At 32.7% G+C, this 19,800-nt stretch carries 13 protein-coding genes; 6 read left to right on the top strand and 7 right to left on the bottom strand.

Annotated elements, in window-relative coordinates:
* Positions 1–50: 50 nt before the first annotated feature.
* From AC1Q5Z_RS18935 to AC1Q5Z_RS18910, 6 genes are all read right to left on the bottom strand, one after another.
* Positions 51–464 carry an RrF2 family transcriptional regulator gene (locus AC1Q5Z_RS18935; RefSeq protein WP_012023964.1) on the bottom strand — a complete coding sequence of 138 codons (414 nt, stop codon included), beginning with the start codon at positions 462–464 and terminating at the stop codon, positions 51–53.
* Positions 465–557: 93 nt separating this feature from the next.
* On the bottom strand, positions 558–1,388 hold the full coding sequence (locus tag AC1Q5Z_RS18930; protein ID WP_492446373.1) for a TPM domain-containing protein: 831 nt from the start codon (positions 1,386–1,388) through the stop codon (positions 558–560).
* A gap of 3 nt (positions 1,389–1,391) precedes the next feature.
* Complete coding sequence (locus tag AC1Q5Z_RS18925; RefSeq protein ID WP_198857571.1) at positions 1,392–1,829, bottom strand: TPM domain-containing protein; 438 nt, start codon at positions 1,827–1,829, stop codon at positions 1,392–1,394.
* A 28-nt stretch (positions 1,830–1,857) separates the two neighbouring features.
* A complete protein-coding gene (locus tag AC1Q5Z_RS18920; RefSeq protein ID WP_198857570.1) occupies positions 1,858–2,442 on the bottom strand; it encodes a LemA family protein in 585 nt (194 codons plus the stop codon).
* 34 nt (positions 2,443–2,476) lie between these two features.
* A complete protein-coding gene (locus AC1Q5Z_RS18915; RefSeq protein ID WP_198857569.1) occupies positions 2,477–2,809 on the bottom strand; it encodes a MerR family transcriptional regulator in 333 nt (110 codons plus the stop codon).
* A gap of 47 nt (positions 2,810–2,856) precedes the next feature.
* Positions 2,857–3,834: a M23 family metallopeptidase gene (locus AC1Q5Z_RS18910; protein WP_278022635.1), complete on the bottom strand. Its 978-nt coding sequence runs from the start codon at positions 3,832–3,834 to the stop codon at positions 2,857–2,859.
* 279 nt (positions 3,835–4,113) lie between these two features.
* Here AC1Q5Z_RS18910 and alaS point away from each other — a divergent pair, with 279 nt between their 5' ends.
* The gene (alaS, locus tag AC1Q5Z_RS18905) at positions 4,114–6,744 is read left to right on the top strand and encodes an alanine--tRNA ligase (protein WP_492446370.1); all 2,631 of its coding nucleotides are present in this window, start codon (positions 4,114–4,116) and stop codon (positions 6,742–6,744) included.
* 312 nt (positions 6,745–7,056) lie between these two features.
* On the opposite strand, the gene AC1Q5Z_RS18900 is transcribed toward alaS, so the two are convergent.
* Complete coding sequence (locus AC1Q5Z_RS18900; protein WP_198857566.1) at positions 7,057–8,802, bottom strand: ABC transporter ATP-binding protein; 1,746 nt, start codon at positions 8,800–8,802, stop codon at positions 7,057–7,059.
* A 314-nt stretch (positions 8,803–9,116) separates the two neighbouring features.
* On the opposite strand from AC1Q5Z_RS18900, the gene AC1Q5Z_RS18895 reads away from it, so the two are divergent.
* From AC1Q5Z_RS18895 to tamL, 5 genes are all read left to right on the top strand, one after another.
* Complete coding sequence (locus AC1Q5Z_RS18895) at positions 9,117–9,854, top strand: hypothetical protein (protein ID WP_343587279.1); 738 nt, start codon at positions 9,117–9,119, stop codon at positions 9,852–9,854.
* A 332-nt stretch (positions 9,855–10,186) separates the two neighbouring features.
* Entirely contained in the window at positions 10,187–10,993 is an 807-nt protein-coding gene (locus AC1Q5Z_RS18890) for a membrane lipoprotein lipid attachment site-containing protein (RefSeq protein WP_198857564.1), read from the top strand.
* Positions 10,994–11,087: 94 nt separating this feature from the next.
* Positions 11,088–12,047: a GSCFA domain-containing protein gene (locus AC1Q5Z_RS18885; RefSeq protein ID WP_343587415.1), complete on the top strand. Its 960-nt coding sequence runs from the start codon at positions 11,088–11,090 to the stop codon at positions 12,045–12,047.
* 207 nt (positions 12,048–12,254) lie between these two features.
* The gene (locus AC1Q5Z_RS18880; protein WP_492446367.1) at positions 12,255–17,366 is read left to right on the top strand and encodes a translocation/assembly module TamB domain-containing protein; all 5,112 of its coding nucleotides are present in this window, start codon (positions 12,255–12,257) and stop codon (positions 17,364–17,366) included.
* Positions 17,350–19,665 carry a translocation and assembly module lipoprotein TamL gene (gene tamL / locus AC1Q5Z_RS18875; RefSeq protein WP_343587274.1) on the top strand — a complete coding sequence of 772 codons (2,316 nt, stop codon included), beginning with the start codon at positions 17,350–17,352 and terminating at the stop codon, positions 19,663–19,665. The genes AC1Q5Z_RS18880 and tamL overlap by 17 nt, the downstream gene beginning before the upstream one ends.
* The last annotated feature ends 135 nt before the right edge of the window (positions 19,666–19,800 follow it).

Genomic DNA, 19,800 nt, shown 5'->3' with positions numbered 1-19,800 from the left:
AATATATATAATTAATTCTATCGATTTACTAGACTTTAGAAAATATTTTTTTATTTTTTTACAAGAGAAGCGATTGTAATGCCTTCCATGGCCTTCAAAGTTTTGTCTCTAATAAGCATTAGACCGTGACGCAGACTGCATTCAGACTCGGTTTTACAATCAGAACATGGTTCGTAAAAATTTAAAGAAGCGCATGGCAAAAGTGCAATTGCACCGTCAAATAATCGGTGAATTTCTGCCAAAGTAATGTCGTTTTTAGATTTTATCAGATAATATCCGCCAAATTTTCCTTGCTTACTGCTTACAAAACGACCGCGTTTTAGATCCAGTAAAATCTGTTCTAGGAACTTTTTAGGAATATTCGCTCCATCAGCAATTTCTACAGTTCTAGAAATGTGATTTTCGTCTTGTTCTGCTAAATAAAGTAAGGCCTTAAGGGCGTATTTTGCTTTATGTGATAACATCTATTAATAAATTGTAAAATGTAAATGTATGATTTTTTAAGATTGAAACCTAAACCTGAAACCTCAAACAATGAAAATTAGAACCAGAATAAATTACCAGCTTCCTCCAGAACCACCTCCAGAGAATCCTCCGCCTCCAAAGCCTCCACCGAAGCCACCGCCGCCGCCAAAACCGCCTCCAGATGATCCGCCTCCGAATCCTCCAAATCCACCTCCGCTTCTTCCAAGATTACTTAGAATAATAGCATCAAGTAAACTAGGGCCACCGCCACCGTTGTTGCCTGAATTTCCGCCACCGCCTCTTTTATTTCGGGAGAGTAAGATCAAAACAATTACAACAATTACAATAAAAGGCAGAAAAGGAAAGTCTTGTCCTTTGTTCTGTTTGCGTTCGCCTTTGTATTTTCCTTTAAAAACATCAAAAAGCGCATCGGCTCCTTTGTCAAGACCGTTGTAATAACTTCCTTTTTTAAATTCTGGAATGATAATATTTCTTGTTATTTCTCCACCAATACCGGCCGTAAGTCGGTCTTCAAGTCCATAACCAGGAGAAATCCAGATTCTTCTTTCGGCTTTAGCCAATAAAATTAAAACCCCATTATCTTCTTTAGCTTGTCCGATTCCCCATTCTTGAGCCCATTTAGGAGTAAGAATGCCAATATCTTCACCTTTTAGGCTTTCGATAGTAATAACAACAATTTGAGTAGAGGTAGAATCGGAGTAACGAACTAATTTTTCCTCTAATTGTGTTTTTTCAGAAGCGCTTAAAACATTTGCATAATCGTAAACAGAAGTTTGGAAATCAGGCTTTTTGGGAATATCAAATTGAGCAAAAATAGCATTGCTGATAAATAATGTGATAAGCAAAAGAGTAATCTGAAAAATTCTATTAGAATTTGAGATTTTAATTTGGGAATTTTTCATTATTTATCCTTTTGAGATTTCGTTAGATAATTCGTTTGTATCGTCTTCCTGAGAAGGGAAATATTTTTTAAGCTGTTCTCCAGCATTCAAAATGCCATCAACAATTCCTTGTTTAAAATTGCCAGATTTAAAATGATTAGTCATAACATCTTTGGTACAATCCCAAAAATCATTTGCGACCACATCGTTAATTCCTTTATCTCCACAGATAACAAAGTTTTTATCTTCAACTGCAAAATAGAGTAGAACACCATTCTGCAATTTTGTTTCATTCATTCTTAATTGATGAAAAACTTCTAAAGCTCTATCGTAATGAGCTTTAGAAGTTGTTTTTTCTATATGAACTCTAATTTCGCCAGAAGTATTATTTTCGGCCATACGAATAGCTTCAACAATTTCTTGCTCTTCTTCTTTGGTTAAAAAATCTTCTACTTTTGACATAAAAATGATTTTAGAGTTTAATTTTTTTTTAGAATTTTACTTCAACAGGTTTGTCTGCTCCAGTAGAAGCTTCAAAGTATGGTTTCTCTTTGTATTCGCTCAAGAACCAGTTGTTTGGAATCTTTAAAACATATCCGTTGTAATCTTGTACAGATTCATTGAAACGAGTTCTAGCTGTTAAAATCTGATTTTCAGTGCTAGCCAATTCGTCTTGTAATTTTAAGAAGTTTTCGTTTGCTTTTAATGTTGGATATTGCTCAACAGAAACTAATAATCTTGATAAAGAAGAAGATACACCGCTTTGCGCTTGGTTAAATTGTGCCAATTGTTCTGGAGTTACGTTGCTTGGATCAATTGTTACAGATGTAGCTTTTGCACGAGCTTCGATTACAGCAGTTAAAGTTCCTTTTTCAAAGTCTGCAGCACCTTTAACAGTGTTTACTAAATTTCCGATAAGATCATTACGTCTTTGGTAAGCGGTTTGAACATTTCCCCACTCTTTGTTAACAGCTTGACTTTTTTGTAAAGCAGTATTTTTAATTCCAATCGACCAAAATGCGATAATAGCAATAAAAGCTACAATAATTCCAACAGGGATCAACCACTTTTTCATATTTGTTTTGATTTAAGTTTATTTCAATTTTTAATTACAATTCGTTTTTGATGTCGTTTAGTTGCGTTTTTATCAATTCTAATTTACGTATTATTTCGAATTTATCTAACGTCTTCTTCTGACCTTCTTTTAAGTGTGTTTTGGCACCTTCTAAAGTAAATCCTCTTTCTTTTACTAAGTGATAAATCAATTGAAGGTTGGTAATATCTTCTGGTGTGAACATTCTGTTTCCTTTGGCATTTTTTTTAGGTTTTAGAATGTCAAATTCGCTGTCCCAAAATCGTATCAAAGAAGCATTGACATTAAAAGCTTTGGCTACTTCGCCAATACTGTAATATCTTTTGTCTTTAGAAAGTTCAATATGCATGGTTTGTTTTTTTCTATTTTACATCAAAAATAGTATTTTTTGTACTATTAATCTAATGATTGGTTTTCTTGGTTTGCCATTTGTGAAATTGCCACATATTCTACAGCTGAAATATTTCCGTAATAAAAATTCAACGGATTAACTACTTTTCCGTCTTTATGCACTTCGTAATGACAATGCGGGCCTTCAGATCTTCCTGTGCTTCCAACGTAACCAATAACATCGCCGCGTTTTACTCGCTGTCCAGGATGACAGTTGTATTTGCTTAAATGCGCATACAAACTTTCATATCCAAAACCATGCCTGATCACAATATGATTTCCGTATCCAGAAGCAGTATTGTCAGCTCTGTCAACGACTCCGTCTCCTGTTGCGTATATTGGAGCGCCTGTATTGGCCGTGAAATCCATTCCGTTATGCATTTTTCTGACTTTCGTGAAAGGGTCAATGCGGTATCCAAAACCTGACGCGACACGTTTTAAATTTTCATTTCGTACTGGCTGAATGGCAGGAATTGCTAATAATAAATTTTCTTTTGCTCCAGCTAATTTTAAAATTTCATCTAAAGATTTGGACTGAATTGCTAATTGTTTTGAAAGTTTATCAATTCTTTTGGTGGTATTTAAAACCAATTGCGAATTATTATATCCTTCAAGAATTTTATATCGGTCAGAATTTTTAAAACCAGCTTTTCTTATAGAATCTGGAATTTCAGCTTTATTAAAATAGACGCGGTAAATATTATTGTCACGTTCTTCTAATGCATCTGCGGCTTCATCAATTTCATCCAATTTTTTATTCAAAATAGCATATTGCAGTTTTAAATTTTCGATTTCGCGGGCTTGTAAACGATCTTTTGGGGTTTCAAAATAAGGGGTATTAATTAGAAGTACAAAAACTAAAAATCCAAATAGTGCTGATGCCAATAAAAACAGTAATGCGTAACCAATTTTTATTCTTTTTCTGGTTTTTATTTTCGTATAAGCCAGATTTTCTGAGTCGTAATAATATTTTACTTTCGCCATATTTTAAAATACGCTATTTTTGCAGCTTGTAAAATAACTTAGACGAACAATTTGACAAAATGTTTCAGTTGTTTGGGCTTTTTTACAAGAACAAAATAATTTGATAATTTGGGGAGAATTACTTAAATTATATAATGCGCAAATTAGCAATTTTATTGTTGTAAAACATAAGTTTTTAGTTTTCGATTTTAAAAATTAACGCATTATTGATTGAAAATAAAACGTAATCAGCACGTTATCAAATTGACACATTAAACAGACACATTTTCTAATTAAAATATGAAATCACAAGACGTACGTAAACAATTTTTAGATTTTTTTGAGAGTAAAGGACATACTATTGTTCCATCAGCTCCTATTGTTCTTAAAGACGACCCAACCTTAATGTTCAATAACTCGGGAATGGCCCAGTTTAAAGAATTTTTCTTAGGAAACGGAACTCCAAAAAGTCCAAGAATAGCCGATACACAAAAATGTCTTCGTGTTTCAGGAAAACATAATGACCTTGAGGAGGTTGGTATCGATACTTACCACCACACAATGTTTGAAATGTTAGGAAACTGGTCTTTTGGTGATTACTTCAAAAAAGAAGCGATCAACTGGGCTTGGGAATTATTGACTGAGGTTTATAAGATTCCAAAAGAAAATCTTTACGTTTCTGTTTTTGAAGGAAGTAAAGAAGATAATGTTCCTTTTGACCAAGAAGCTTGGGATATCTGGAAGACTTTAATTGATGAAGATCGAATTATTTTAGGAAATAAAAAAGACAATTTCTGGGAAATGGGAGATCAAGGACCATGTGGACCTTGTTCTGAAATTCATGTTGATTTACGTTCTGCAGAAGAAAAAGCTTTGGTTTCTGGAAAAAGTTTAGTTAATAATGATCACCCGCAAGTTGTTGAAATCTGGAATAATGTATTCATGGAATTCAACCGTAAAGCAGATGGTTCGTTAGAAAAACTTCCGGCACAACACGTAGATACCGGAATGGGATTTGAGCGTTTGTGTATGGCTTTACAAGGAAAAACATCAAACTATGATACTGATGTTTTTATGCCTTTGATTAGAGAAATCGAAACGATTACTGGAGCAAAATATACGGTTAAAGCTTCAAATGAAGCCGAAGAAAAAATAAATATTGCAATTCGCGTAGTAGCAGATCACGTTCGCGCGGTAGCTTTTGCTATTGCTGACGGACAATTGCCTTCTAACACTGGTGCGGGTTATGTTATTCGTAGAATTTTACGTCGTGCTATTCGTTACGGATTTACTTTCTTAGGAACAAAAGAGCCATTTATTTATAAATTGGTTGAGACTTTAAGCGAGCAAATGGGAGATTCTTTCCCAGAAATCAGAACGCAAAAAGCACTTTGTTCGAATGTAATTCGTGAAGAAGAAAACTCTTTCCTAAAAACATTAGATCAAGGATTGATTCTTTTAGATGCTGTAATTTTAAATAATACTGGCGATACAATCGATGGGAAAAAAGCTTTCGAATTGTATGATACATATGGTTTCCCAATCGATTTAACGGCTTTGATTCTTTCAGAAAAAGGATTGAAATTGGACGAGGAAGGATTTAAAGAACAATTGCAATTACAGAAAGAAAGATCTCGTGCAGCTTCTAAAGTAACAGCTGGAGATTGGCATGTAATTATTGAAGATGATGTTCAGGAATTTGTTGGTTATGATAGATTAGCGCAACAAGTTAAGATTACAAAATATCGTAGAGTTGAGAGTGCAAAAGATGGAGAAATTTTCCAATTGGTTTTTAATGCAACTCCATTTTACGGAGAAAGCGGAGGACAAACTGGAGATAAAGGATATTTAGAAGCGCAAAACGGAGATATTATTTATATCATTGACACTAAAAAAGAAAACAACCAAACGGTACATTTGGCAAAATCATTGCCGGAGAACCTTACAGGAACTTTTAATGCTGTTGTTGATGCAATTCAAAGAGCTAAAACTTCTTCAAATCACTCGGCTACACACTTGTTACACCAAGGTTTACGTAAGATTTTAGGAACTCATATAGAGCAAAAAGGTTCGATGGTAAGAAATGCTTCATTACGTTTTGACTTTTCTCATTTTGCTAAAGTTACAGATGAAGAATTATTAGAAGTTGAAAACTTTGTAAATGCAAGGATTCGTGAGAGTTTGCCATTAATCGAAAAAAGAGCAATTCCAAAAGATCAAGCCCTTGAAGATGGTGCAATTGCATTATTTGGTGAGAAGTATGGAGATTTAGTTCGTACAATTAAATTCGGAGATTCTGTTGAATTATGTGGAGGAACGCACGTTGCTAACACATCTGACATCTGGCACTTTAAAATTATTTCTGAAGGAGCAGTTGCGGCAGGAATTAGAAGAATTGAAGCAATTACAAGTGAAGCTGCAAAAGAGTATTTTGAGTCTCAAGCAATTTCTTTTGGAGAAATTAAAGAAGTGCTTAAAAATGCTCCAGATCCTGTAAAAGCAATTCAGGCATTACAAGACGAAAATGCTCAATTGAAAAAACAATTAGAAGCTCTATTGAAGGATAAAGCTAAAAATATGAAAGCTCATTTAGCTAAAGAATTACAAGAAATCAACGGAGTTCAATTTTTAGCAAAACAGGTAGATTTAAATCCAGAAGGAGCAAAAGATTTAGCTTACGAGTTAGGTGGTTCGTATAACAATTTATTTATTGTTTTGGCTACAGCGCACGAAGGAAAACCAATGTTAACATGCTATATTTCTAAAGAAATTGTAGCAGCCAAAAACTTAAACGCAGGACAGGTTGTTCGCGAATTAGGGAAATACATCCAAGGTGGCGGCGGAGGCCAGCCTTTCTTTGCAACAGCAGGAGGTAAAAATGTTGACGGAATTGGGGAAGCACTTACTAAAGCTGTAGATTTTGTTAAGTAGATTCTAAGATACTAAGCTTCTAAGAGGCTAAGTTTTTAAAAAGTAAACCCGATAAGTTTTAAAACTTATCGGGTTTTATTTTTTGCCACAGATTAAAATGATTAAAAAAGATTTTTCTCTCATTTTCTGTCATTTCGACAAAGGAGAAATCTTCACGAGAAGCTCGACAAAGATTGAATTTTCGTTGCGGAGTTGCTTGCGAAGATTTGCTTCGCCTGTTCGCTATCGCTCGGGTCTCCTTCGTCGAAATGACAAATAAGGATAAAAAAAACTTAGCACCTTAGCAACTTAGCACCTCAGAAGCTTAGAAAACTATTTTCGCTCTCCAATCTGCTGGCGCCACATAGCGTAATACAATCCTTTTTCTACAATCAAATCTTCGTGTTTACCTTGTTCGATAATTTTACCTTGTTCTAAAACAAATATCTTATCAGCGTGCATTACAGTAGACAATCTATGAGCAATTAAGACGGTGATTCTATTTTTGTCTGAGATATTTCTGATTGTATCGTTGATTTCTTCTTCGGTAATAGAATCTAAAGCAGAAGTAGCTTCATCAAAAATCAATAAATTCGGATTTCTTAAAATTGCTCTCGCGATAGATAAACGTTGTTTTTCTCCACCCGAAACTTTGATTCCGCCTTCACCAATTGTAGTATTTAGACCATCTTCGGCACGTCTTAAAAGCTTATCGCAGCTTGCGCGTTTTAAGGCATCATATAAATCTTCGTCGGTTGCGTTTGGCTTAACAAATAATAAGTTTTCTCGAATTGTTCCTGAGAATAATTGAGCATCTTGAGTAACAAAACCAAGCTGTTTTCTTAAATCTAATAAATCAACATCTGTAGAATCAATGTCGTTATACAAAACTTGGCCTTCGGCAGGAGTATATAATCCGACTAATAATTTTACTAAAGTTGTTTTTCCAGATCCAGACGGACCAACAAAAGCAACGGTTTGTCCTTGTTTGATTTCGAAATTAATATTTTCAACCGCTTTAAATTTGGCAGTTTTGTGCTGAAAACTAACATTTTGGAAAAGTAGTTTTTGAATTGCACCAATATGTTTAGGACTTTTTGGACGAAACTCTTTTGGAGCATTCAGTAAGTTTCTGAAATTTTCCATAGAAACTTTTGTTTCATTCAAAGCAATAATAAAGTTTCCTAACTCTTGTAAAGGACCAAAAATGAAAAAAGTAAAAAATACCATTGTCAATAAATCACCAACAATGATTTTTCCTCCGAACAAGAAATAATAAAGAGCAAAAACAACGCAAGTTCTTAAAAAGTGAACGGTTGTTCCTTGAATAAAACTCAAACTTCTGATGAAACGAATTTTCTCTAATTCTAATTGAAGAATTTTGAAAGTGTTTAAGTTCAGACGCTTTTCTTCTTGATACGTTAAACCAAGACTTTTTACTAACTCAATGTTTCGTAAACTTTCCGTTGTAGAACCTGCCAATGCATTGGTTTGATTCACAATTTTTCGAGAAACAATTTTAATTTTCTTTCCTAAATACAAACTCACCAAAGCAATAATTGGAGCTGTAATTAAAAAGATAATAGAGATTCTAAAATCTATTCGGGCAACATAAACAATAACGAAAATGAAACCTATAATAGTTTGAAAGATTAGCGAAATAGAAAGTGTGATAAGTTTTTCAGAATCAATTCTAACTTTTGTCAGTTTGCTCAACGTTTCTCCGCTTCGCTGATCTTCAAATTCAGCATACGGAAGATCGAGAGATTTCTTAATTCCGTCAGTATACATTTGAGCACCGGTACGCTGAATGACAACGTTGGTAAAATAATCCTGAAAGTTTTTGGTGATTCTAGAAATCATCGCAGCACCAAGCGAAAGACCGAGCCAGAAAGCCAATGATTTAATAAATCCGATTTCATTTCCTTTGTATTTTGCCAAACCAACCCCGCAATCCTGCATAAGTTTTCCGGTAATTACTGAATCTGATAAACTGAAGCAAATGTTGATAGTAGCCATAATCAAAGCAAAAAACAAAAGCATTTTATGCTTGATAATGTAGGTATATAATAATTTCATATAAGAATTTTAAAAAAATGGAAGATGCAAAAATAAGGAATTGTTTTAGTTTGTGTAGTCAGTTTCTGTTATTAAAAATGTAATTTTTTAAAAGTCCTTCGAATGATATAAAATAAAAGAAAAAACCTGAGTATTTATACGCATTTTTGGTCTTTAGTTTTTTTTTAATAAGGCAATTATTGGGCTATTTTGTTTGTTAATAGGTTATTGAAAAGTGTTTGAAAAAGTGTTATTTTTTAAAATGTGGAAACCCGTAAGGATTTAATTTTTTGTTGTGTTACGTTTGTGCCAATTAACAAATTAACCAAATCAAAATGAAAAAAATTTTATGTCTATTTGGTGCTTTAGCACTAGTTTTAACTTCTTGTTCAAGTGATGATTCTTCTTCAGATTCTTCGGATGGTGTATTGCTTAGAAAAACCGTTATTAAAAATACAGAGGGAGATACATACACCATTAACTACAAATATGATGGTAATAAAATAGTAAGTGCCATAGATGATACGGGTGATTCAAACATGTATTATACTTATACAGGGAATTTAATTACGAAAATAGAGTTTAAATATCCTGACGGAACAATAGATCAAGTAAATACTTATTCTTATAATGCTGATGGTAAATTGACAACTTTTCTTAGAGTAGAGCCAAATATGGATTGGGGACACAAAGAAGTTTATACTTATAATACTGATGGAACGATTACAGTTAAATCATATTCAGGAGATAGTGAAAGTCAAACAAGTGAAGGGTCAACTAGTACAATTAAATTTGTAAATGGTGAAGTAAGTGAGATCATAAGTGAATCAAGCTCAGAAAGTCATAAATACACTTATGACAATAAGAACAACCCGATGAAAAATATTTTAGGTATGGATAAAATTGCATTCGTTGATGGAGAAGGAAGTGGAGTTAAATTCAACATTTTGACTGATACATCAGACGGTGATTTATGGACAAATAGTACTTTTACTTATAATGAAAGTGGTTATCCAGTTAAAGAAGTAGATGCTGGATCTGATAGTTTAGGTACTTCTGAATATTTTTATTAATATTTGAATTAGTAAATTAAAATAAGAAAAAGCCAGATGCAAATGTTTCTGGCTTTTTTTATTTAGAAAAAACTCAATTTATCAATTATGAAAAAGAACTTGATCTAAACTAGATGTTTTAGATATTTGTTTTTTTTTGAATAGCAGAATGATTAATTTATAATCATTCTTTTTTGATAAATTTTCTCGTTAATTTTTAAGTTTTATGTTGTTGGTTATCATTGGGTTATGTGTTTATTGCTGTGTTGTGTTTCTTTGAATGTGGAATCCCGTAAAGGTTTGGTTATGAATTTTAGTAAGTTCGCGCTTATAATCAATTTAACCAAATCGAAATGAAAAAAATTTTATGCTTATTTGGTGCTTTAGCACTAGTTTTAACATCTTGTTCAAGTGATGACAATCAAGATGGAGGTGCAATTTTGCCAAAAACAATTAAATATTCTAGCGTAGCATATCCTTCAGAAAATTCTACTTATGTAGCAACTTACAATGGTACCAAAATCGTAAGCATGAAAGATGAAGCAGGAAGAACTGACTATACTTATGATGGTAATCTTGTGGTAAAAGAAATTAACTATGATACTGAAAGTGGTTCAGATATTATTAGTGACATCACAACTTATAAATATACAAACGGAAAACTTACAGAGTCTACTTATGCAGAAGGCTTTTCGACAGCATTTCCTAATGGTGAATACAAAAGTAGAATCGTATTTACACATAACGCAGATGGAACAGTAAAAAGAGAACGTTATAACGTAAATGGTACTACAGGAGCAGAAACAAAAAGTGTTTATTCTGAGGTGTTAACTTTTGCGAACGGAAATCTAGTTAAAAGTGTTCAAACAGAGTCAGAAACAGGTAGTGTATTTACAGCTCAATATGAATATGATAATAAAAACAATCCATTTAAAAACATTACAGGATTCAATTTGTTAATAGATCATAGTGAAGGTGAAGGTTCTGTTTATAGCTCTGTGAACAATGTTGTTAAGTATACAGCATCTTATTCAAACGAAGAAGGGGCAAGAGTATACAAAAGCGAACTTGTATATGATGCAAATAATTTTCCGACAAAAATTACGAATTACAAAGATGACGGAACAACAGCTGCCGAATCAAAAGAGTTTTTTTACTAAGTAAAAGCATACTTTAATTATAGAAACCAAATACTTTTGTATTTGGTTTTTTTATTGGTTAAAATTGATGAAATTCGTGTGTAAATTAGAAATCATGCAATTTAGAACTCAAATACCAATTTCAAAAAGCAAAAATCCTATCGAATATAATTCAAAAGTACTTTCTATTGGATCTTGTTTTGCAGAAAATATGGCGGAGAAATTCGATTATTTTAAATTTCAAAATGAAACCAATCCGTTTGGAATAATTTTTAATCCAGTTTCAATTGAGAAATTATTCGATAGAATTTCTAAACAAGAAATGTTTGGAGAAAAAGATGTTTTCTTTCACAATGAACGTTGGCATAGTTACGAAGTGCATTCTGATCTAAGTAATTCTGATCGTCAAGAATTGCTGGAATCTTTAAATAAGGCAATTGCAGAAACGCATAAACAAATTAAAGAAGCTACGCATATTATCATCACTTTTGGGACTTCCTGGATTTATAGAAATCTTGAAAAAGATGAAATTGTAGCCAATTGCCATAAAGTGCCTCAAAAGGAATTCTCAAAAGAATTATTGCCTTCAGAAGTAATTCAGAAAAGCATTCAAAATACAATTGCGTCAATTCAATCTTTAAATTCAAATATAAATTTCATATTTACCATTTCTCCAGTTCGTCATATCAAAGACGGTTTTGTAGAAAATCAATTAAGTAAATCGCATTTATTTACAGCATTGCATGGCTTTTTAAAAAATCACACTTCACACTTCACAATTGACAATTATTTTCCATCGTACGAAATCATGATGGACGAACTTCGCGATTATCGCTTTTATGCCGAAGACATGCTTCATCCTAACCAAATAGCGATAGATTATATTTGGAAGCTTTTTAGCGAAAGCAATATTTCAGAAGACAGTTTTTCTACAATGAAAGAAGTAGACGAAATCCAAAAAAGTCTACGTCACAGAAGTTTTAATCCAGAATCAGAACAGCATCAAAAATTCCTGGCAAAATTGCAACAGAAAATTGAAGCTTTAGGAAAAAAACAACCGCACATTAAATTTTAATTTTGTTTTAAGAAATTCACAGAATTTAAAAAAAAGACTTCGTGCCTTACCGCCTTTATAGCAAGAAAAAAACTTATTTAGCAGTAAAATTTTAGAATAATTCCTCATAATTGTGTAAATTGTTAAGGTTTAAATTTTACATTTTTGTAAGATGTCTAACTCTGCTTTTTTCAGAAGCAATTTTAATCTAAAAGATTTTATTGACGTATGAATAAGAAACCGAAACATTTTCTAAAAAAAATACTTCGTGTACTATTATGGTGCGTGGTTTCTATAGTTGCACTTTTATTGTTTCTCATTATTTTAATTCAAGTTCCATCAGTTCAAAATTTCGTTAAGGATAAAGCGATAACATATCTTCAGGGTAAGATAAAAACCAAAGTTTCATTAGATAAAATCTTAATCAAATTTCCGAAAGATGTAGTGCTGGAAGGTTTCTATTTTGAAGATAAAAAAAAAGACACTTTACTGGCAGGTAAACGATTAGAAGTTGATGTTGATCTTTTTAAATTGGTAAGCAGCGAACTGGAAATCAATTCGGTTTCATTAGAAAATGTAAAAGCTAATATTTCAAGAAATAAAGAAGGTGTTTTTAATTTCGATTACATCCTAAAAGCATTCGAGTCTAAAGAACCAAAAGTTGAAGATCCAAATGCAAAACCTTTCAAAGTCTCTGTTGTAAAAGTAAATCTCGATCAAGTTAAATTTAATTTTAAGGATGATTTTTCTAAAAATGACATTCGAGTAAATCTGACTCATTTTGACACTAAATTCAAGAAATTCGATTTAGATCAAATGGATTTTAATATTCCGAATATTAATTTAAACGGACTTAAAGTAGTTTTAGATCAAGATGTTGTGGAGAAAATAGCTGAAGTTTCAGTCAAAACTGTTGATACCGTTTCAAAACGTCCAGATTTTAAATTGAAATTGGATAAAATAACTTTGTCTAAAATCGATATTTTATACGATAATAAAGATTCCAAATTAAATTCAGGTATTCGTTTAGGAAATTTAAATCTTGCCGTAAACCAAATCGATCTGAACAAACAGCTTTTAGATTTTGATACTTTCGAAGTAAAAAATCTTAGCGGAAATCTAAGATTAGGTACAAAAGATAAACAAATTCAAACTCCCAATTTAGATACAACGGCAATAAAACAAGCAGGTTGGAAAGTAAAACTAAACGAGACCAATTTAGAAAATATAGCTTTCAAGTTTGATGATATGCAGTCAAAACCGAAAACAAAAGGTTTAGATTACGCACATTTAGATTTGAGTAAATTCAATTTTAAAGCCGAGAAATTGTATTACGGAAATGATACTATTTCTGGAAATATACAAACATTGACTGTCAACGAAAAAAGCGGTTTGCAAATTCAAGCTTTAAAAACAGACTTCTTTTACGGTCCAAAAAATGCTTCTTTAGAAAATCTATATTTAAAAACGCCACAAACACTCGTTCAAGATAAAGTTATAGCACAATATAAATCGTTAGAATCGCTTCAAAAAGATTTAGGAAATCTTGCTATTGATGCCAATTTAAAACAATCAAAAATTGGTTTTAAAGACATTTTACTGTTCGTTCCAGATTTGCAGCAAACAAATCCGTTTAAAAGTAATCCAAATGCGATTCTGTACGTAGACAGTCGTGTGAGTGGAAAAGTAAAAGATTTGAATATTTCGAAATTTGAAATGAGTGGAATAGGTTCTACAAAAGTTTCCCTTTCTGGTAAAATTGCCGGACTTCCTGATGCTCAAAAAGCCTATTACGATCTCAATATCAAGAAGATTTCGAGTACTTCAAAAGACATCAATATGTTTGTGCCTGCGGGAACAATTCCTAAAAATATTCAATTGCCTTCGCAACTAAGCTTGCAAGGAAAATTTAAAGGTTCGGTGCAGAATTTCAAAACCAATTTGGCTTTAAACAGCAGTTTTGGAAATGCAAAAGTAGACGCTCTTTTTGATCAGCGAATTAAGAATAAAGAAAAATACGATGCAGATGTTTCTCTGCAGGAATTCGATTTAGGCCGATTAATTAAAAATGATTCGATCGGAAAAATTACGCTTAAAGCGAAAGTTAAAGGAAATGGTTTAGATCCTAAAACCGCAAATGCAGCGATTGATGGTTTAGTACAGAAAGCGGTTTTTAATCGATACACTTATAGAGATTTAGCTTTAAAAGGAAATATCGAAAATGGTTCTTTTGCCGTAAAATCTGGAATGAAAGATCCGAATCTGAATTTTAATTTGACCGCAAGCGGAGACACAAAAGACAAATATCCAACTGTAAAATTAAAACTGAATTTAGATATTGCCGATTTAGAAAAATTGAATCTCCATGCAGGACCAATGAAACTGCGCGGAAATGTCGATGCTGATATAACCAACAGTAATCCTGATTTTCTTAACGGAAAAGTGTTTTTATCCAATATTCAGATTTTGCAAGATGTTGAGCCAATCGTATTAGATTCGATTCGCGTTTTTGCTTTCGCAGACAAAGACAGCAATTCAATTAAAATTTCGTCTCAATTTCTAAAAGCAGAAGTAACCGGAAAATACAAATTGACGACTTTAGCAAATTCAGTTCAAAAATCATTATCGAAATATATAGATCTTAAAAATCCGAAAGTCAATGCAGAATCAGATGAGCAAAGATTGGCATTTATGCTGAAGGTAGATAATGATCCGGTGCTTTTTAAATTATTGCCAAAACTAACAGGTTTAGAGCCTTTTACGATTAATGGAAAATACAATAATCAGACTGATTCGTTGGAAGTAAAAGGAACGATTCCGAGAATTGTTTACGCAAACAATACCATTTCTGACGGGAAAATCAATATTGAAGCAAAAGAAAATGCTTTAGAATATTCTGTTTCTGTTGCTACAATTGAAAGCGGTTCTTTAAAAATTCCGTTTACAAGTCTAAGCGGACAAGTTCAAAATAATATTTTGACTTATGCGCTCGAAGTTCAAGATGCAAAACAAAAACAGCAGTATTTTATTGCGGGCGAATTTAAAGCAGAAGATTCTAAAAATATAGTAAAACTGGATGCTGAAAACTTCATTTTGAATTATGATAAATGGAATGTCGATCCAGAAAATGCAATTGAAATTGGAGAAAAAAGATTATATGTTAATAAATTCAATTTGAATAATAATGGAAATGAATTAAAAGTACAATCGCAAGGAAATCAAGACAATGCACCGTTGCAAGTCGATTTTGTAAACTTCAAAATTGAGACCATTATGAATATGGTCAAAAAAGACGAATTGTTAATGCAAGGTTTGATAAACGGAAATGCTTTGGTTGAAAATGTAATGACCAATCCAACTTTTACATCAGATTTAAAAATTGATGATTTTACTTTTAAAGGATCAAAAGTTGGTGATTTAGAAATAAAAGTTGACAATAAAACTGCCAATACGCTTGCCGCAAATGTAACGCTAAGCGATGAAGGAAATGATCTCAAACTAACAGGAGATTATCAATTAGACGCTGGAAGTTTTGATTTTGATGTTGTAATTAACAAACTGTACATTAAAAGCATTCAAGGTTTCAGTATGGGAAATATTACCGAAGGACAAGGCTTTTTATCTGGAAATTTTAATTTGACTGGAAATACTTCGGCTCCCAAAATTAATGGCGAATTGAACTTTAATGATGCTGGTTTTAGAGTAACGCAATTGAATTCTTATTTTAAAACTAAAAACGAAAAAATCACTTTCAGCAATGAAACGATTTCATTTGATAAATTCTCTCTTTTCGACGAAAATGACAATGAATTATACGTAAACGGAACCATTCAGTCTCCAGATTTCGTTAAATACAATTTTAATTTGGTTGTAGAAGCAGATGATTTTAGAGCAATTCATTCAAAAGCAAAAGACAACGATTTGTTTTATGGCGATTTGTTTTTAGATACAAAACTAAACATTAAAGGAAATTTGGATAGTCCAATTGTAGATGGAACGCTTAAAATTAACAAAGAAACCAAGTTTACAGTGGTAATGCCTCAGTCTGATCCGTCAATTGCAGATCGAGAAGGAATTGTAGAATTTGTTGATGAAGATAATGCCTATCTCAAACAAACGGTTGATATGCAGAATAAACTGAATCAATCGGAATTGAAAGGAATGGATGTGAATGTTGCTATTTCGATTGATAAAGAAGCAGAATTGACGCTGCTGATAGATAAGTCGAATGGAGATTATCTGAATTTGAAAGGTGAAGCAGAATTAGTGGGAGGAATTGATCAATCTGGAAAAACAACTTTGACCGGAAAATATGAATTCTCAGACGGTTCTTATCAGATGAATTTCAACGGAATAAAAAGAAAGTTCGATATTCAGCAAGGAAGTTTTATCACTTGGAATGGTGAGCCAACAATGGCAACTTTAAATATTACAGCCATTTATAAAGTAAACACAGCACCAATTGATTTATTAGGAAATCAATTAAAAGGAGAATCGCAAGCGGTACAAAATACCTATAAACAAAAACTTCCATTTCAGACTTTATTGAAAATGAATGGAGAATTGCTGAAACCAGAAATCTCTTTCGGAATTGTGCTTCCAGAAGGGAATTATAATGTTTCTACAGATGTTGTAGAAATGACACAAACAAAACTGAAACAATTAGAGCAAGATCCAGCGGAATTGAATAAACAGGTTTTTGCACTTTTATTATTAAACCGATTTGTGGGCGAAAATCCGTTTTCTAGCGAAAGTGGCGGTACAAATGCAGAATCTTTTGCTAGACAAAGTGTAAGTAAAATTCTTTCGCAGCAATTAAATAATCTGGCAGGAGATCTTATTACAGGTTTTGAAGTGAATTTTGACTTAGAATCGACAGAAGATTACACAACAGGAACCATGCAAAACAGAACCGATTTGAATGTCGAAGTTTCTAAAAAATTACTAGATGATCGTTTGAAGGTTACTGTTGGAAGCAGTTTTGGAGTAGAAGGACAGGAACGCGCCAACGAAGAAACAACCAACATTGCGGGCGATGTTGCATTAGATTATCAATTGACAAAAGATGGCCGTTATATGATTCGTGCTTATCGTAAAAACCAATATCAGGTTGCTGTAGAAGGTCAGGTAATTGAAACTGGTGTCGCGTTTGTTATCACGATGAGTTACAATAAATTTAGAGAACTTTTCCATCGTACAGAAAAAGAAAAGGAATTGATAAAAGAAGATAAAGTCCGTAAGGAAAAAGAAAAACAGAAAAAGAAAGAACAGAAGGAAAAGGAAAAATTGCAGGAGAACGAAGACGAAAAAACAATTGAAGGAAATGAGCAGAAAACATAATCATATAAACCCATTTTATATAAAGTGTATTGCACTGCTTTCCTTATTTTTTGTTGTAGGATGCAGTAATACAAAATACCTTCCAGAGGGCGATTTGCTTTATACAGGAGGTTCCGTGACGATAAAAGATTCGATTATGAAAAAGAAAAATCGAAAAGCATTAGAAAAGGAACTCGAAGGTTTGTTGCGCCCAAAACCAAACAAGCAAATCTTTGGCTTGCGTCCAAAATTATTAATCTATAATCTTGCTGGCGAACCTAAAAAAGATAAAGGAACAAGATATTGGTTAAGAAATAAAGTCGGAGAACCGCCAGTACTTTTCAGTCAGGTAGATTTAGATTATAATGCTTCTGTCCTTAGAAATTTTACTGAAAATAGAGGCTATTTTAAAACCCGTGTAAGTGCCGATTCGACTGTTCGAAATAAAAGAGTTACGGCAGAGTATATCGTTACGCCAAGACAGCAATACATTATAAAAAGCGTGATATTTCCAGACGATTCTTTAAAAATGTCAAAGATTATTGCAAAAAGCAGCAGAAGAAGTTTGCTTAAAGTAGGTGCGCCTTATGATTTGGATGTTATTAAAGCAGAAAGAGAAAGAATCGATGCAAGACTGAAAGAGAAAGGCTATTTCTACTTTAATCCAGATTATATTTTGGCCAAAGTAGACAGCAGCAAAGGAGATCACGAAGTAAGAATTAGATTGGTTATAAAAGATGATACGCCAGTAAAAGCTTTAACCACTTATAAAATTGATAAGATTTTTGTGTATCCAAATTATTCTCTAACAAATGATAGTGCGGTTTATCGAAAAAGAAACATGACACAATATAAAGATCTTACGATAATTGATACGACAGAAACTTTCAAACCAAGAATTTATGATCGTACGATTTATTTTAAAAAAGGAGATGTTTACAATCGAAAAGATCATAATTTGACTTTAAACAGATTTGTTAATCTGGGAACATTTAGTTTTGTAAAGAACGAATTTAAACCGTCTGATTCTATTCCGAATGCGTTAGATTCTTATTACTTTCTAACGCTTTTGCCTAAAAAATTTATTCGTGTAGAAGTTATCGGTAAAACCAATTCTGCGAGTTACACTGGTACAGAATTAAACTTAAATTGGAATAATCGAAATTTTTTGAGAGGAGCAGAATTGTTTACCGCTTCTGTTTTTGGAGGAGCCGATTTTCAGCTTGGTGGAACAAACAAAGGAAAGAATATTTATAAACTCGGAGGTGAAGTAAGTTTAACTTGGCCAAGATTTATAACGCCTTTTAATATTGAAGGAAATAGCGAATATGTACCTAGAACTAAGGCAACGCTACGTTACGAATACCAAAAAAGAACACAACTTTATGCTTTAAACTCTTTCAACACTTCTTTTGGATATATGTGGAAAGAGAACATTCGTAAAGAACATCAACTGAATGTGATTGATGTTACATATGTAAGTCCGAATCATGTTACACCAGAATATTTGGCTGATATAGAAGATGATCCCGCATTAGGAAAGGTGATTGAGAAACAATTAATTTTTGGTCCGACCTATAACTATACGTACACCAACACGATGCAAAAACGTAAAAAGAATACGATCTATTTTAATGGTGAATTGGATTTGGCAGGAAACATTACGGGTTTGGTTACAGGAGCAGACTATCCAAACAAAGTAAAGACAATATTTGATGTACCGTTTAGCCAATATGTAAAAATCAGATCTGATTTTAGACATTATCTAAAGCTTGGAAAAGAAAGTGAATTAGCCAGCAGATTGATTGTTGGAGCTGGATTTGCTTACGGAAATTCGAATACGCTTCCAGCTTCAAAACAGTTTGTTGTGGGAGGAACCAATAGTATTCGAGCATTTAGAGCACGAACTTTAGGACCAGGAAGTTATGTTATTCCACCAACCACAAATGATAATTATACGCCAGATCAATCAGCCGATTTAAAACTGGAATTCAATACAGAATATCGCGCTAAATTGTTTAGCATTGTAAGAGGTGCTGTATTTGTAGATGCTGGAAATATTTGGCTTTTACATGCCGATCCTGATAAACCTGGAGCAGAAATTTCAAAAGATTTTATGAAAGAAATTGCTGTTGGGGCAGGAGTTGGTTTACGTTTCGATTTGTCATTTTTGGTTTTAAGAACCGATCTAGCCATTCCTCTTCGAAATCCTGCTTTGCCAGACGGGCAACGTTGGGTGATTGATGATATTAATTTAGGAAACAGTTCTTGGAGAAAAGACAACCTAATTTTGAATATTGCTATTGGATATCCATTTTAAGTTTATTTGCCACTCCTGATAGCTATCGGGATCACGAATTAGCACAAATTTCTCTTCTGTGTTTTTCAATTTTACAAATTAAAATTTGAAAAAATTAAAAATTAAACGCTTCAAAAAATTAGTGTAATTAGTGTA

The organism is Flavobacterium sp. GW823-FHT06G12 (assembly GCF_058794775.1).
Note: the sequence above shows the minus strand (reverse complement) of the source record. Positions and strands in the feature narration are given on the sequence as shown.